Source organism: Hydrocarboniphaga sp., from assembly GCF_965279055.1.
Classification (GTDB): Bacteria; Pseudomonadota; Gammaproteobacteria; order Nevskiales; family Nevskiaceae; genus Hydrocarboniphaga.
This window is the reverse complement of record NZ_OZ257125.1, coordinates 2213523-2225545: the sequence shown is the minus strand read 5'-3', so window position 1 is coordinate 2225545 and position 12023 is coordinate 2213523. Positions and strand designations below refer to the sequence as shown.

The window sequence follows — 12023 nt, the reverse complement described above, 5'->3', positions numbered from 1 at the left end:
CGGCTTCCATGAACAGCGGCATCGCGACTCCCGTCATCACCGTCGATGGCCCTTCCGGCGTCGGCAAGGGCACGGTGTCGCGCGGCCTGGCAGAAAGGCTCGGCTGGCATCGGCTCGACAGCGGTGCGCTGTACCGGATCCTGGCTTTGGCCGCGGTCGATGCCGGCATCGCGCTGAGCGATACCGACGCGGTTGCCGCGCTGGCGCCGAATCTCGATATCCGCTTTACCGGCGCCCACGAGGACGACGAGGCGATCTGGGTCGGTGGCGTCAACGTCAAGGATCGGGTGCGCGCCGAGACCACTGGCGGCCTGGCCTCGCAGATCGCGGCCGCGCCCGCCGTGCGCACTGCCTTGCTTCAGCGGCAGAAGGATTTCCGCGTCGCGCCCGGCCTGATCGGCGACGGCCGCGACATGGGCACGGTGGTGTTTCCGGATGCGGCGCTGAAGCTGTTTCTGACCGCCAGCGCCGAGGAGCGGGCGCGGCGCCGGCTGCGTCAGTTGAGTGCGGCCGGCCAAACCGCTATATTGGCAGACCTCTGCACCGAAATAAGCACCCGCGATGAGCGGGACCGCACTCGCAGCGTGGCGCCATTGGTGCCGGCGAGTGACGCGATCCTGATCGACACGACGCTACTGAATCCCACGCAAGTGGCTCAGCGTATTGACGATTTGTTAAAGGATCGGGGTTTCCTCCGAAGCTAGCTGGCAACAGTTCTTCGCGAGGCCGTGCTTTTTCCACGCAGGGGTGACGGGCCGCAAACGGATGCGGCCTTTGATAACCAACACGACTGCCGTCTCCGTCCCGGGCAGGCTATTGAGAGTTAACTGAATGATTGAGTCTTTTGCTGAAATGTTTGAGGCCAGCCTCAAGGGCGGCCAGTCGATGCAGCCGGGCACCATCGTCAACGCGATCGTGCTGGAACTGAAGCCCGACGTCGTCATCGTCGACGCCGGCCTGAAGTCCGAAGGCGTGATCCCGATCATCGAGTTCATGGTCGACGGCGTGCTCACCATCGCCGTTGGCGATCAGGTCGAAGTCGCGCTGGAAACCGTCGAAGACGGCTTCGGCGAAACCAAGTTCAGCAAGGAAAAGGCCGAGCGGATCAAGACCTGGGAGCGCCTGCAGAAGGCGTTCGACGGCAAGGAAACCGTCATCGGCATCATCACCGGCAAGGTCAAGGGCGGTTTCACCGTCGACATCGGCACGGTCCGCGCGTTCCTGCCGGGCTCGCTGGTCGACGTCCGTCCGGTCCGCGACACGTCCTACCTCGAAGGCAAGCCGCTCGAGTTCAAGGTCATCAAGCTCGACCGTCTGCGTAACAACGTCGTTGTCAGCCGCCGCGAAGTGCTCGAAGCCGAGTACAGCGCCGAGCGCGACAGCCTGCTCGCCAACCTGCAGGAAGGCATCGTCCTCAAGGGCGTGGTCAAGAACCTCGTCGAGTACGGCGCGTTCGTGGATCTGGGCGGCATCGACGGCCTGCTCCACATCACCGACATGACCTGGAAGCGCATCAAGGATCCGGCGGAAGTCGTCCAGGTCGGCCAGGAAATCGAAGTCAAGGTGCTGAAGTACGACCGCGAGCGTCGCCGCGTCAGCCTCGGCCTGAAGCAGTTGGGTGCCGATCCGTGGGTCGACATTGCCCGCCGCTACCCGGAAAAGACCCGCCTGTTCGGCAAGGTCACCAACATCACCGATTACGGCGCGTTCGTCGAAATCGAGCCGGGCGTCGAAGGCCTGGTCCACGTTTCCGAAATGGACTGGACCAACAAGAACATCAACCCGAACAAGGCCGTCACCATCGGCCAGGAAGTCGAGGTGATGATCCTGGATATCGACGGCGAGCGCCGCCGTATCAGCCTGGGCATGAAGCAGTGCGTGCCCAACCCATGGGAAGAGTTCAGCCAGAACTACCAGAAGGGCGACAAGGTCAGCGGCCAGATCAAGTCGATCACCGACTTCGGCGTGTTCATCGGCCTCAACGGTGGCATCGACGGCCTGGTTCACCTGTCTGACCTCGACTGGAACGACGACGGCGCCAACGCCGTGCGCAAGTACCAGAAGGGCATGGAAGTCAACGCCGTGGTGCTGGCGATCGACTCCGCCCGTGAGCGCATCAGCCTGGGCGTGAAGCAGGTTGCCCAGGATCCGCTGACCCAGTTCATGGCCGAGAATGTCAAGGGCGCCATGGTCAAGGGCACCGTCAAGTCGGTCGAGGCGCGTGGCGCCGTGATCGAACTCGCCGGTGGCGTCGAGGGCTACATCAAGGCCAACGACCTGTCCCGCGAGCGCGTGGAAGATGCCACCAAGGTGCTGAAGGAAGGCGATACGCTGGAAGCGCGCTTCATCGGCGTGGACCGCAAGACCCGCATCGTGACGCTGAGCGTCCGCGAGAAGGAGATCCAGGAAGAAGCCGAGATCGTCACGGAATACAGCCGTAACGCTTCCACCGGCAAGACTTCGCTGGGTGACCTGCTCAAGGATCAGCTGGGCGGCGGCGAGGGCTAAGCCTCTCCAAGCTGTATCTCCCCAGAAGTATTGGGAAAAATCGAAGGGCCGCGCTTGCGCGGCCCTTCTTTTTTGACTATCGTCACAGCTGCGGCCTTATTCCATAACCTATATGACGAAGTCGGAGCTGATTGAACGTCTGGCCGCACGGCAGACCCACCTTATGCATAAGGATGTGGAGCTGGCCGTCAAACTGATACTCGACCGCGTCAGCCTGGCCCTGGCCAAGCAGGACCGTGTCGAAATTCGTGGTTTTGGCAGCTTCGCGCTGCATCATCGTCCCAGCCGTGTCGGTCGCAACCCGAAAACCGGCGAGGCAGTGACGATCCCGGCCAAGCACGTGCCGCACTTCAAGCCCGGCAAGGAAATGCGCGAGCGCGTCAACGACAGCGCCTCGGAGTAAGCTTTTCCTCTGCGGCCGTTGTCGCCGGCGTCAGCCGCGTCATTCAAAAGGATTTCTGATCGTGTACCGGATCTTTGTCACCGTCGTGCTGGTCCTGGTGCTCTGCGTCGGCGCGACCGTCGGCTACTTCAATGCGCAGCCGATCCATTTCGACTATCTCGCCGGCCAGATCGAGCTGCCGCTGATCGCGCTGGTGCTGGCCGATTTCTTCATCGCCGTGCTGCTGACGCTGCTGATCTGCGGCGGCCGCATTCTCACGCTGAAAGCCGAAGCGCGCCGCCTGCGCAAGCAGCTGCGCGACGCCGAGGCCGAGCTGAAGAACCTGCGCAACATTCCGCTAAAGGATGTCTGACAGCGTCGCCGCCTGGCTGATCCTGCCGCTCGGGATCGCCCTGGGCTGGTACATCCGCGGAAAAGGGCCCGGCGGCGTCGGCAACGGTGTCTCCATGCCCGGTGCGGCCGATGACCGGCCGACTGCCGAGGCCATGGCCGGCATGAGCAGCCTGGTCAACGACGATCCCGACCAGGCACTCGCCGCGCTGCTCCGGGTCGGCGAATTCGATAGCCAGGCGATCGAGCTGCACCTGACCCTGGGCGCGCTGTTCCGCAAGCGCGGCGAAGTCGACCGCGCGCTGCGCGTGCACGAGGCCCTGGTCGAGCGCGCTCCGCTGCGTCCGGACCAGTTCGATCGCGCGCGCTACGAGCTGGCGCTGGATTACCTCAAGGCCGGCATGATCGATCGCGCCGAGCAGCTGTTCGAGCAGCTCAGCCAGCGCGGCCTGCACGTGACCTCGGCGCTGGAATCGCTGGTGTCGATACACGAGCAGAGCCACGAATGGCGCCGTGCGATCGACGCCAGCCGGCGCCTGCAGGCGGTGGCCGCGCAACCGCGCCAGGCGATCACCGCGCAGTACTACTGCGAGCTCGCCGACGAGGCGCGTCGCGCCAAGAATGTCGAGGAAGCGCAACGCCTGTCATGGCGCGCACTCGATGAGGATGGCGGCTGTGTGCGCGCCAACCTGCTGCTCGGCTCGCTGCTCGAGCAGGCCGGCGACCGCCTCGGCGCGATCAAGGCGCTGCGCCGGGTGCCCGAGCAGGATCTGCGCTACATCCCGGAGATCGTCGAGCCACTGCTGCGCTGTTCCGAGGCCGAACACCAGTTGCCGGAATTCCTCGAATTCCTGCAGGAGCTGGACGCCGAAGACACGGTCAGCGTCAGCGTGCTGGCGCAGGCGCGGCTGCTGAAGGAAAGCGGCAGCAATCCGGCGCGTTTTCTCGCCGAATCCTTCGCCGCCAATCCGCGCTGGGCGCTGCTCGAACAACTGCTGCAGGCGATCGAGCCGCCGCAGGACGAGTCCATGGCGCTGGCGATGAACACTCTGCGCGAGGCGCTGCGTATCGCCGCCGCCAGCCGCACGCGCTACCGCTGCACCAGCTGCGGCCTCGCGCCCGGCCTGCTGTTCTGGCAATGCCCGTCGTGCAAGACCTGGGGCAGCGTGGTGCCGGCGGATGACCGGCTGACGCCGGTGAAGGTCTAGCAATACTTGCCGGCAATGTAGGAGCGGATCCTATCCGCGACTGCAATCTGGCAGTGTCGAGTCGCGGATGGGATCCGCTCCTACAGTAGACGCGATTACGCTTGCGCCGACTCGATCTCGCCGCCGCCCAGGCATTCCTCGCCGCCGTAAAGCACGCAGTACTGCCCCGGCGAAACTGCGCGCTGCGCCTGTTCGAAGCGAACCAGCACGCGACCATCCGGCAGCATTTCTGCCGCGCAATCCTGCAGCTTTTGCCGATGACGAATGCGCGCCTGCAGGCGCGAAGGCAAAGGCTCGGGCCGGCGTATCCACTCGAACGGCAGCGTCGTCAGCGCATTGCTCATCAGCAGCGGATGCTGCGCATCCTGGCTGACGATGAGTGCCTTGTCCCCGGCGCGCTTGGCGACGACGTACCAGGGCGCATCGCGCGCGCCACGCACCCCACCGATGTTGAGACCGCGGCGCTGGCCCAGCGTGTAATACATCAGGCCCTGATGCTCGCCGATCCTGGCACCACGATCGTCGAGGATCGCACCCGGATCGGGCTTCAGATAGTGCTGCAGAAAGCCGCGGAATTCGCGTTCGCCGACAAAGCAGATGCCGGTCGAATCCTTCTTGCGGTGATTCGGCAGGCCGGCTTTCGAGGCGATCTCGCGTACCTGCGGCTTGGTCAGTCCCCCGATCGGGAACAGCACGCGCTCGAACTGTGCGCGTGCGACCAGCGCCAGAAAATAAGTCTGATCCTTGTCTTCGGTCACCGAGCGCAGCAGGTGAGGGCCGTCGGCCTGGTGCGACAGCTGCGCGTAGTGGCCGGTGGCGACGAAGTCCGCGCCGAGCCGCAGCGCATGCTCGCGGAACGGCTGGAACTTCACTTCGCGATTGCACAGCAGATCCGGATTCGGCGTCTTGCCGGCGGCGTAGTCGGCAAGAAAATGCCGGAACACCCGCTCGCGGTATTCGGCAGAGAAATCGACGCGATGCAGCGGAATGTCGAGTTCTTCGCAGACGGCTCGCGCGTCCTGGAAATCGTCTGCCGAGCTGCAATAGCCTTGCTCGTCCTCGGTCCAGTTGACCATGAACAGGCCGCTGACCCGATAGCCCTGTTCCTTCAGCAAATACGCGCTGACTGCCGAATCGACACCGCCGGACAGGCCGACGACGACATGCGCACCATTGCCGCTCATCGCAAGCCGCTCAGCGCGATGGCGCGAGATGCTGGATCAGTTCCAGCGGGTAGCGGACGCCGGCCTGGTAGTCGGCGATGCAGGTCTGCACCGATGGGCTGCGCCAGCGCGGCTCGGCCTGCAGGATTTCGTCCGGCGTCATCCACACCGCGCGTTCGATGCCATCATCGAGTTGGCGATCCGGATGATGGCGCAGCGCGGTGGCGGCGAACGCGAAGCGCACGAACGGATAACTCAAGCTCTGCGGCTGCCATTCGTAGATGCCGAGCAGATGCGTGGGCTCGACGTCCCAGCCGGCTTCTTCCAGGGTTTCGCGGCGCGCCGCCTCGATCAGCGTTTCACCCGGTTCCCAGTGGCCCGCGGGTTGATTCAGCACCAGCGCGCCATTGATGCGCTCTTCGATCAGCAGGAAGCGGCCGTCACGCTCGACGATCGTCGCGACGACGATGTGCGGGCTCCAGTCCTTATTCGTCGCCGGCATCGGCTGAAGCCTTCTCGACGGCCTGTACCACCGGTGCGGCGGGCGAGGCGAGCTGGCCCTTGCGGCGGATGTGGTAGTAGCCCTGGTTGTCGGGCGCGCCGAGGCCGGCGAGCATGTTGACCAGCGGCTGCGGCGCCTCGGCCTTGGCCTTGATCTGCAGATGCATTTCGTAACTTTCGTCGGCGAGCAGCTGCGCGTCGCCGCTGACGTCGAGCGGGCCACGCGTGGTCTTGACTACCGCGGCGAGGCCCTTGTCGGTGGGCGCGACATCAGCGACGAAATCGCCCAGCGACATCGGCTCGCGGCCGAGTTTCCACGCCAGGCCATTGAGTTCGATGCGGCCCTGCGCGCTGGTCGGCAGGCCGTTCTTCAATACCAGCTTGGAGGCCTCGAGCCCGAGCATGCCGTCGATCGGCAAAAACATCTTGAACGCGGCCAGCAGCGGTTTCACCGATCCGCTGGCGCGGAAATCCTGGATCAGCGTGTTGCCGAGCAGGGTCTGCGCGACATCGCCGTCGAGCAGCACGCCGTCGCCGGTGCCGCTGACGTGAAAGCCGGCGCGGCCGATCAGCAGCAGCCAGGGCTTCATCGTCCAGTGCAGATCGCGCACCGCGGTCTGGTTGTGCACGATCAGGCCGGAGGCGCTGCCTTCGCGCAGGGTGCCCTCGATGCCGGACAGCACCACCTCGTTTTCGCCCTTGCTCAGGTGGCCGTAGACCACCGCCAGCGGCGCGCGCGTGATCAGCGTGTAGAAGAACACCAGCACGCACAGAACGATCAGCCAACGAGTCTTCATGATCAGCCGGCGCGGTTCAGTGACAGGCGCACGTTGACCAGCCCGGCGCCACTTTGCGATTCGACGTCCAGCTGCTGCACGCTGACGCCGTACTGGGTCTGCAGTTCGGCGAGCCAGCGCACCAGGCTGTCGAACGGCACCTCTTCGAAGCGAACTTTCACCTCGTGATCGCCCTCGGGCTGCAGGCTTGCCGGCGGCTTGGCCAGGGTGCCGGCGCGCGTCGACTGGTCGATCGCCGCCAGCAGCGACATGCCGCGGCCGGCCTGCGCGGCGCCGCTCTTGGGGCCGGCGCTGGCAACGGCGGCGGCCGCGACTTCGAGCTGTGTCGCCAGCGCGCGCGACGAGGCCAGCGCACTGATGCGGTTGGCATGCGCAGTCGAAACCGGCTCGATAATGCCGAGATAGATCACGGTCAGCACGACGACGATGCTGCCGACGATGACGATCACGCGCTCGCGCGGCGCCAGCTTGATGTAGCGGCTGCGCGCTTCGTCGGTGAGTTTCTGGATTGCGGGATGGGCCATCAGACCGGGCTCAATTTCAGGCGAACCTGCACACCTTCACTGCTGGCATCGGCGGACTGCACTTCCAGTGCGGTGGCACGCTGCGTCGAAAACCATTCGCGCAAGCGCTCGACCACCTGCAGATCGCTGGCACGCATCGCCAGGTACAAGGAGCCTTCGCGGTACTGCAGGTTCTGCACTTTCAGGCCCTGATTGGCGCCGAGCGCCTGCGATAGCGTCTCCAGCAGCACGAACACGCCGCCGCTGTTGCCGCTGCCCTTGAGCGCGCGGATCTGCTGATCGATCTGCGCGCCGAGATCGACGATGCGCGTCTCCGCCGGGAACAGCTCGTGAAAGCGGGCGAGGTTGGCCTCGTCCTGTGCGGCGATTTCGCGCGACAGCTCGGCGGTCTGCACGCCATAGATCGCCGCGCCCAGCAGCAGGCAGGCACCGGCCAGCAGCGCCGCCGCACGCCAGGGCTTCCAGTGGCGCTGATAGTCCTGGCTCAGCGAATACGCGCCCTGCAGCAGGTTGATGCTTAAGCCCGGCTGCAGATGGCGGCTGTAGGCGTCGAGCGCGCTGGCGTAGCCGGGCATCAGTTCCAGCGGCCAGTCGATGCGGCTGTAGTCGAGGCCCGCGTCGGCCAGGATCAGCAGGCGCAGCGCTCGCAATTTTTCCGGGTCGGCCAGTTGCAGATAGGTAACCAGATCTTCCGGCGCGCAACAGAAGCCGGCATAGGCGCCGCTGCGCACGATCACCTGGCCGGCCTCGATCAGTGCACTCCAGCGCGTCGCGTCCGGCTCCCAGGGCAGCGCCAGCGATTCCGGATACAAGCCTTCCGGGTTGAGGCCGCGCGCATGGAACGGCGCCAGCCAGCCGTCGACCAGCGCGCGCGTCACCACCGCCACCGGCCAGCTGCCGTCGAGCTGGCGCGCGCCGAGCGCGAAGTGCAGCGTGTCGACGTCGTCGGCGAGCTGGTCTTCGAGCTGGTACGGCGCGGCGGCGAGCACCTTGGCCGCCTGGCGCGCCGGTACGTTGACCGAGGCCAGGCGCACGTCGGCGCCGGGCACGATGACGACGATGCGACGGCCGCCGACGCGATCCAGCACCAGGTTCAGCGGCGCTTGGCTCACGCCGATCACGCCGCTGTGGTCGCCGGCCGCAATGCCATAGCCGACCACGGCTTCGCCGATCGCATCGGCGGGCACGCCTGAGGGCAGGCGAATGTAGAAGATTTCGCGCACGCGGTCGTTTCTGGAGAGGTTTATTCGCTGTCGGTGCTGCGGGCCAGCACCACGGGCTCGCCCTGCGAAGGGCGGTAAAACAGGCTGTATATTGCCACATGCGAGCTGCCGATGGTCGCATCGGCACGTAGCTGGAAGTACGAGCTGCTGACGCTGTAGCGGCCGGCACCGGCACCCTGGCCGACGATGATGCCCTTGGTCGCCAGTTCGCCGTCGGTTTCCGCCGGTTTCTGAGCGCGTTCGCGCAGGAACTGCTCCATCTCGGTCGATGGTTTGTCGACCAGCGCGCGTACCAGCGCCTCAGGCGCGGTGTTGACGTTGATCTTCACGTCGGTGGTCGGCAGTGCGCTGACGTATGGCAACAGCGCCGCATAGATGTCCTTGTTGATGCCCTTGACCGCCATCAGTTCGGTGATGCTCTGCATCAGCCGGTTGGCGGTGCGATAGGGCGTCCCCGGCGCACGGATCGACAGGTATTCGTTGTCCTCGGCGCCGTCGTAGGGCGTAGGGTTCTGATCAGCGTCGATCCAGTCGGTGATCGCCTCCGACAGCGGCCGCGCCAGAGAGGCGTCGAGCTTGAGCTGCTCGAACAGCCTCGTGAAGATGTCCAGCCATTCCTTGCGCACAGCGACGTCGGTGACGCCGAAGTTGTTTAAGTTGAAGCGGCCGGCCTCGTCGACGATGCGACCGGCGAGCACGCCGTTTTCGATCGGCAGCGCATCGACCGGCATCGCCCAGATGTCGGTCAGCGCGTCGTACTTGTTCTCCTTGGCGTCGCGCTGAAGGATGGTCTTGACCCAGGCCTCGACGCCGATCGCATACCACCAGGCCTTCTCGGTTTCCTGCAGCGTCGCGGTGCGCTGTATCGCCAGGCTGCCGGCCGACAGCACCGCGGTGGCGGCGATCACCGCGATCGACACCACCAGGATCGCGGTGATCAGCGCGATGCCGCGCTGGCGCTGCGGCGGTGCGGTGTTGATGCGCTTATTCTGCATCGGGGTCGGGCGGTGCCGGTGCGACCGGCAGATCGTTGTCGTCGTCGTTGCCGTTGGAACCGCCGCCCGGTGTCGTCTTGCTTCCGGGTGGCGGCAGGTTCGCCGCAGCCGGCGCCGGCTGCGAGCCCGGCTTGAACACGAAGCGCAGCTCGCCCATGTCCTTGGTCACCAGGGTCAGCTCGATCGCCAACGGCGGCTTGGCGGCGCTGGACGCGCCGGTCTGCGTGGCCTCGTTCGGCTGCTGGTCGCGATTGCTGTTGGCCGACCATTCGGTGACCCATTCGCGCTCGCTGTCCATGTAGCGCAGCTTGAAGTCCTCGACCTTGTCCAGCAGCACCACGCGCGCCGGCTGCGTGTCCTGCGCGCGGTCGAGCACGCGATAGCTGGCGCGCTCCAGTTTCTTGTCGGAAGCGAGCCGGTAGACCACGCGCTCGAAGCTGCTGCGCGGCAGATACAGCGGATTGCGCCAGCCGCCGCGGGTGAACTCGACGATGTTGTCGCGCGAGCCGACCAGCGCCGGCTGGGTGTCGCCGAAGTTGTCGCGGATCGGCCGCAGCGCCAGGTTCTGGAAGTCGTTGCGCATGCGCATGTAGGCGCGCTGCAGATCGGCGGTGCGCTCGATCGAAGCCTCGACCGCGGTGCGCGTCTTCAGCACGCTGTTGAGGCCGCCGTAAGCCATCGCCGACATGATGCCGAAGATCAGCACCACCAGGATGATCTCGATCAGCGTGAAGCCTTGATGGCGGCGCGTACTCATTTGCTGACGAAGCTCGACACGGATGCCAGGATCGCGTTGTTGTTGCTGTTGCCGCGTCTGTCGTCCGGCGCCATCACGTCCAGATCGATGCGGCGCAGGTTGTCGTCGTCGGTCTTTTTGACTTCGGCTTTCCAGCGCCATTTGACCCCGGCCATTTCGGCCTCGCCATTGGACTTGCCCAGATCCGGCCAGGTCGGCTGCAGCGCGATTTCGGTCAGACGATTGTGCGCAACCCAGACTGCGATGGTCTTCTGCCGCAGGTAGGCCGCGTTGCTGGTGAAGCGCGCCATGCCGGAGATCACCGCGCCGAGCGCCATCGCCAGCACCGCGACGGCGACCAGCACTTCGACCAGGGTGAAGCCGCGCGCGCGGCGTGGCGGGCGAGGGCTCATTTGCCGGCCTGCTGCCGCGCCATCGTGCAGCGGCTCAGCACGTCGCAGTCGAGGCGATAGAAGCCGGGATAATTCTTCAGCCGCAGATCGAGCTGGAACGCGCTGGCATCGCCGCTGGACAGCAGGAAGACCTGCGGCTGCGGCCGGTTCTTCGGCTTGTCATTTTCCAGATGCAGCTGGCTGTCTTCGCCGGGATCTTTCTTCTTGTCGTCGGCTTCCTTCTGCTTGCGCTCCTCGGCGCGATTGACCTCGACTGGCTTGACCTTCTGACCTTCGACGGTGAGTTCCAGATAGAACGGCTGGGCGATCTCACGCGGCCGCAGCGTGCCGTCGTCGATCGGCTGCCACAGGCCGTTGTTGTCCATGCTGAGAAATTCGAAGCCATCGCTGGTGGTGCGCAGGCCGATCTCGACGCCCTGGATCTGCGCCTGCTCGGCGGCGAACAGGATCAGTTGCTGCAGGCGCTTGGACTCGGCCTGCAGCCGGTCTTCGTTGGTGCGATTGCCGATCGACAGGCTGACGAAACTCGCCAGGATGCCGACGATGACCATCACCACCATGACTTCGATCAAGGTGAAGCCATCGGATGCATGCGGCGATCGGACACGGCTCGCAGACGCGAATGTTGGCGGCATCGGCCGATCAGTGCGGGCTGGCAGCCGGGTTGATCGCCATCCATGGCGCGACATTGGCGCGGTCAATGAGCCCCGGCCTGGCCATCCGTGGCCAGGCGTTCCAAAACGCTGAAGCCTTCGGCTTCAAAGCGCGTTTTCTCACCCGCCCAGATTCCAGTTGCCGATGTCGGCATTGGCGCCGTCGCCACCCGGGCGGTTGTCTGCGCCGAGCGAAAAGATATCGATCTCGCCTTTCACGCCCGGCGACAGGTACTGGTAGGGATTGCCCCAGGGATCGTTGGGCAGCTTGGCGACATAGCCGCCCTGCTTCCAGTTCTTCGCCTGCGGCTCGCCGGACGGCGGCGCCACCAGCGCTTCCAGGCCCTGCTGCGTGGTCGGGTAGACGAAGTTGTCGAGCTTGTACAGGTTCAAAGAGGACTCGAGCACGCGCACGTCCTGCTTGGCCTTGGCGATGCGGGCATCGTCGGGTCTGTTCATAATGCGCGGCACCACGACTGCCGCCAGAATGCCGAGGATGACGACGACGACCATGATCTCGATCAGCGTAAAGCCGCGCGAATGCGCCGGGATCGAGGTGTTCAGGGCCG

15 protein-coding genes are annotated in these 12023 nt (G+C 65.3%); 5 read left to right on the top strand and 10 right to left on the bottom strand.

Annotated features, from left to right (window positions below):
- The first annotated feature begins 8 nt into the window (after nucleotides 1-8).
- From cmk to ACQZF9_RS09965, 5 genes are all read left to right on the top strand, one after another.
- Nucleotides 9-704 (top strand): (d)CMP kinase, encoded by a 696-nt coding sequence (gene cmk, locus ACQZF9_RS09985; RefSeq protein WP_428313083.1) that lies wholly within the window; start codon nucleotides 9-11, stop codon nucleotides 702-704.
- Between the two features lie 127 nt (nucleotides 705-831).
- Nucleotides 832-2508 carry a 30S ribosomal protein S1 gene (gene rpsA, locus ACQZF9_RS09980; RefSeq protein WP_428313082.1) on the top strand — a complete coding sequence of 559 codons (1677 nt, stop codon included), beginning with the start codon at nucleotides 832-834 and terminating at the stop codon, nucleotides 2506-2508.
- A gap of 112 nt (nucleotides 2509-2620) precedes the next feature.
- The gene (locus ACQZF9_RS09975; RefSeq protein WP_428313081.1) at nucleotides 2621-2911 is read left to right on the top strand and encodes an integration host factor subunit beta; all 291 of its coding nucleotides are present in this window, start codon (nucleotides 2621-2623) and stop codon (nucleotides 2909-2911) included.
- Between the two features lie 61 nt (nucleotides 2912-2972).
- Nucleotides 2973-3263, top strand: coding sequence for a LapA family protein (locus ACQZF9_RS09970; RefSeq protein ID WP_428313080.1), 291 nt, complete (start codon nucleotides 2973-2975; stop codon nucleotides 3261-3263).
- Nucleotides 3256-4449 carry a hypothetical protein gene (locus tag ACQZF9_RS09965; protein ID WP_428313079.1) on the top strand — a complete coding sequence of 398 codons (1194 nt, stop codon included), beginning with the start codon at nucleotides 3256-3258 and terminating at the stop codon, nucleotides 4447-4449. The genes ACQZF9_RS09970 and ACQZF9_RS09965 overlap by 8 nt, the downstream gene beginning before the upstream one ends.
- Before the next feature lie 95 nt (nucleotides 4450-4544).
- Here ACQZF9_RS09965 and mnmA read toward each other — a convergent pair whose 3' ends face one another.
- The 10 genes from mnmA to gspG all read right to left on the bottom strand — a co-directional run bounded on the left by mnmA (nucleotide 4545) and on the right by gspG (nucleotide 11967).
- The gene (gene mnmA, locus ACQZF9_RS09960) at nucleotides 4545-5633 is read right to left on the bottom strand and encodes a tRNA 2-thiouridine(34) synthase MnmA (RefSeq protein ID WP_428313078.1); all 1089 of its coding nucleotides are present in this window, start codon (nucleotides 5631-5633) and stop codon (nucleotides 4545-4547) included.
- A 10-nt stretch (nucleotides 5634-5643) separates the two neighbouring features.
- Nucleotides 5644-6114, bottom strand: coding sequence for an NUDIX hydrolase (locus ACQZF9_RS09955; RefSeq protein WP_428313077.1), 471 nt, complete (start codon nucleotides 6112-6114; stop codon nucleotides 5644-5646).
- Nucleotides 6098-6910, bottom strand: a complete 813-nt coding sequence (locus ACQZF9_RS09950) for a type II secretion system protein N (RefSeq protein ID WP_428313076.1) — start codon at nucleotides 6908-6910, stop codon at nucleotides 6098-6100. The genes ACQZF9_RS09955 and ACQZF9_RS09950 overlap by 17 nt, the downstream gene beginning before the upstream one ends.
- Nucleotides 6911-6912: 2 nt before the next feature.
- Nucleotides 6913-7434 (bottom strand): type II secretion system protein GspM, encoded by a 522-nt coding sequence (gspM, locus tag ACQZF9_RS09945; RefSeq protein ID WP_428313075.1) that lies wholly within the window; start codon nucleotides 7432-7434, stop codon nucleotides 6913-6915.
- Nucleotides 7434-8657 carry a type II secretion system protein GspL gene (gene gspL, locus ACQZF9_RS09940; RefSeq protein WP_428313074.1) on the bottom strand — a complete coding sequence of 408 codons (1224 nt, stop codon included), beginning with the start codon at nucleotides 8655-8657 and terminating at the stop codon, nucleotides 7434-7436. The genes gspM and gspL overlap by 1 nt, the downstream gene beginning before the upstream one ends.
- A 20-nt stretch (nucleotides 8658-8677) precedes the next feature.
- Nucleotides 8678-9652: a type II secretion system minor pseudopilin GspK gene (gene gspK / locus ACQZF9_RS09935; RefSeq protein ID WP_428313073.1), complete on the bottom strand. Its 975-nt coding sequence runs from the start codon at nucleotides 9650-9652 to the stop codon at nucleotides 8678-8680.
- Nucleotides 9642-10409, bottom strand: coding sequence for a type II secretion system minor pseudopilin GspJ (gene gspJ, locus ACQZF9_RS09930; protein ID WP_428313072.1), 768 nt, complete (start codon nucleotides 10407-10409; stop codon nucleotides 9642-9644). Before gspJ ends, gspK begins: the two co-directional genes overlap by 11 nt.
- Entirely contained in the window at nucleotides 10406-10801 is a 396-nt protein-coding gene (gene gspI, locus ACQZF9_RS09925) for a type II secretion system minor pseudopilin GspI (RefSeq protein ID WP_428313071.1), read from the bottom strand. The genes gspJ and gspI overlap by 4 nt, the downstream gene beginning before the upstream one ends.
- Nucleotides 10798-11373 carry a prepilin-type N-terminal cleavage/methylation domain-containing protein gene (locus ACQZF9_RS09920; protein ID WP_428313070.1) on the bottom strand — a complete coding sequence of 192 codons (576 nt, stop codon included), beginning with the start codon at nucleotides 11371-11373 and terminating at the stop codon, nucleotides 10798-10800. The genes gspI and ACQZF9_RS09920 overlap by 4 nt, the downstream gene beginning before the upstream one ends.
- Before the next feature lie 201 nt (nucleotides 11374-11574).
- Nucleotides 11575-11967, bottom strand: a complete 393-nt coding sequence (gene gspG, locus ACQZF9_RS09915; protein ID WP_428313405.1) for a type II secretion system major pseudopilin GspG — start codon at nucleotides 11965-11967, stop codon at nucleotides 11575-11577.
- Nucleotides 11968-12023: the final 56 nt, after the last annotated feature.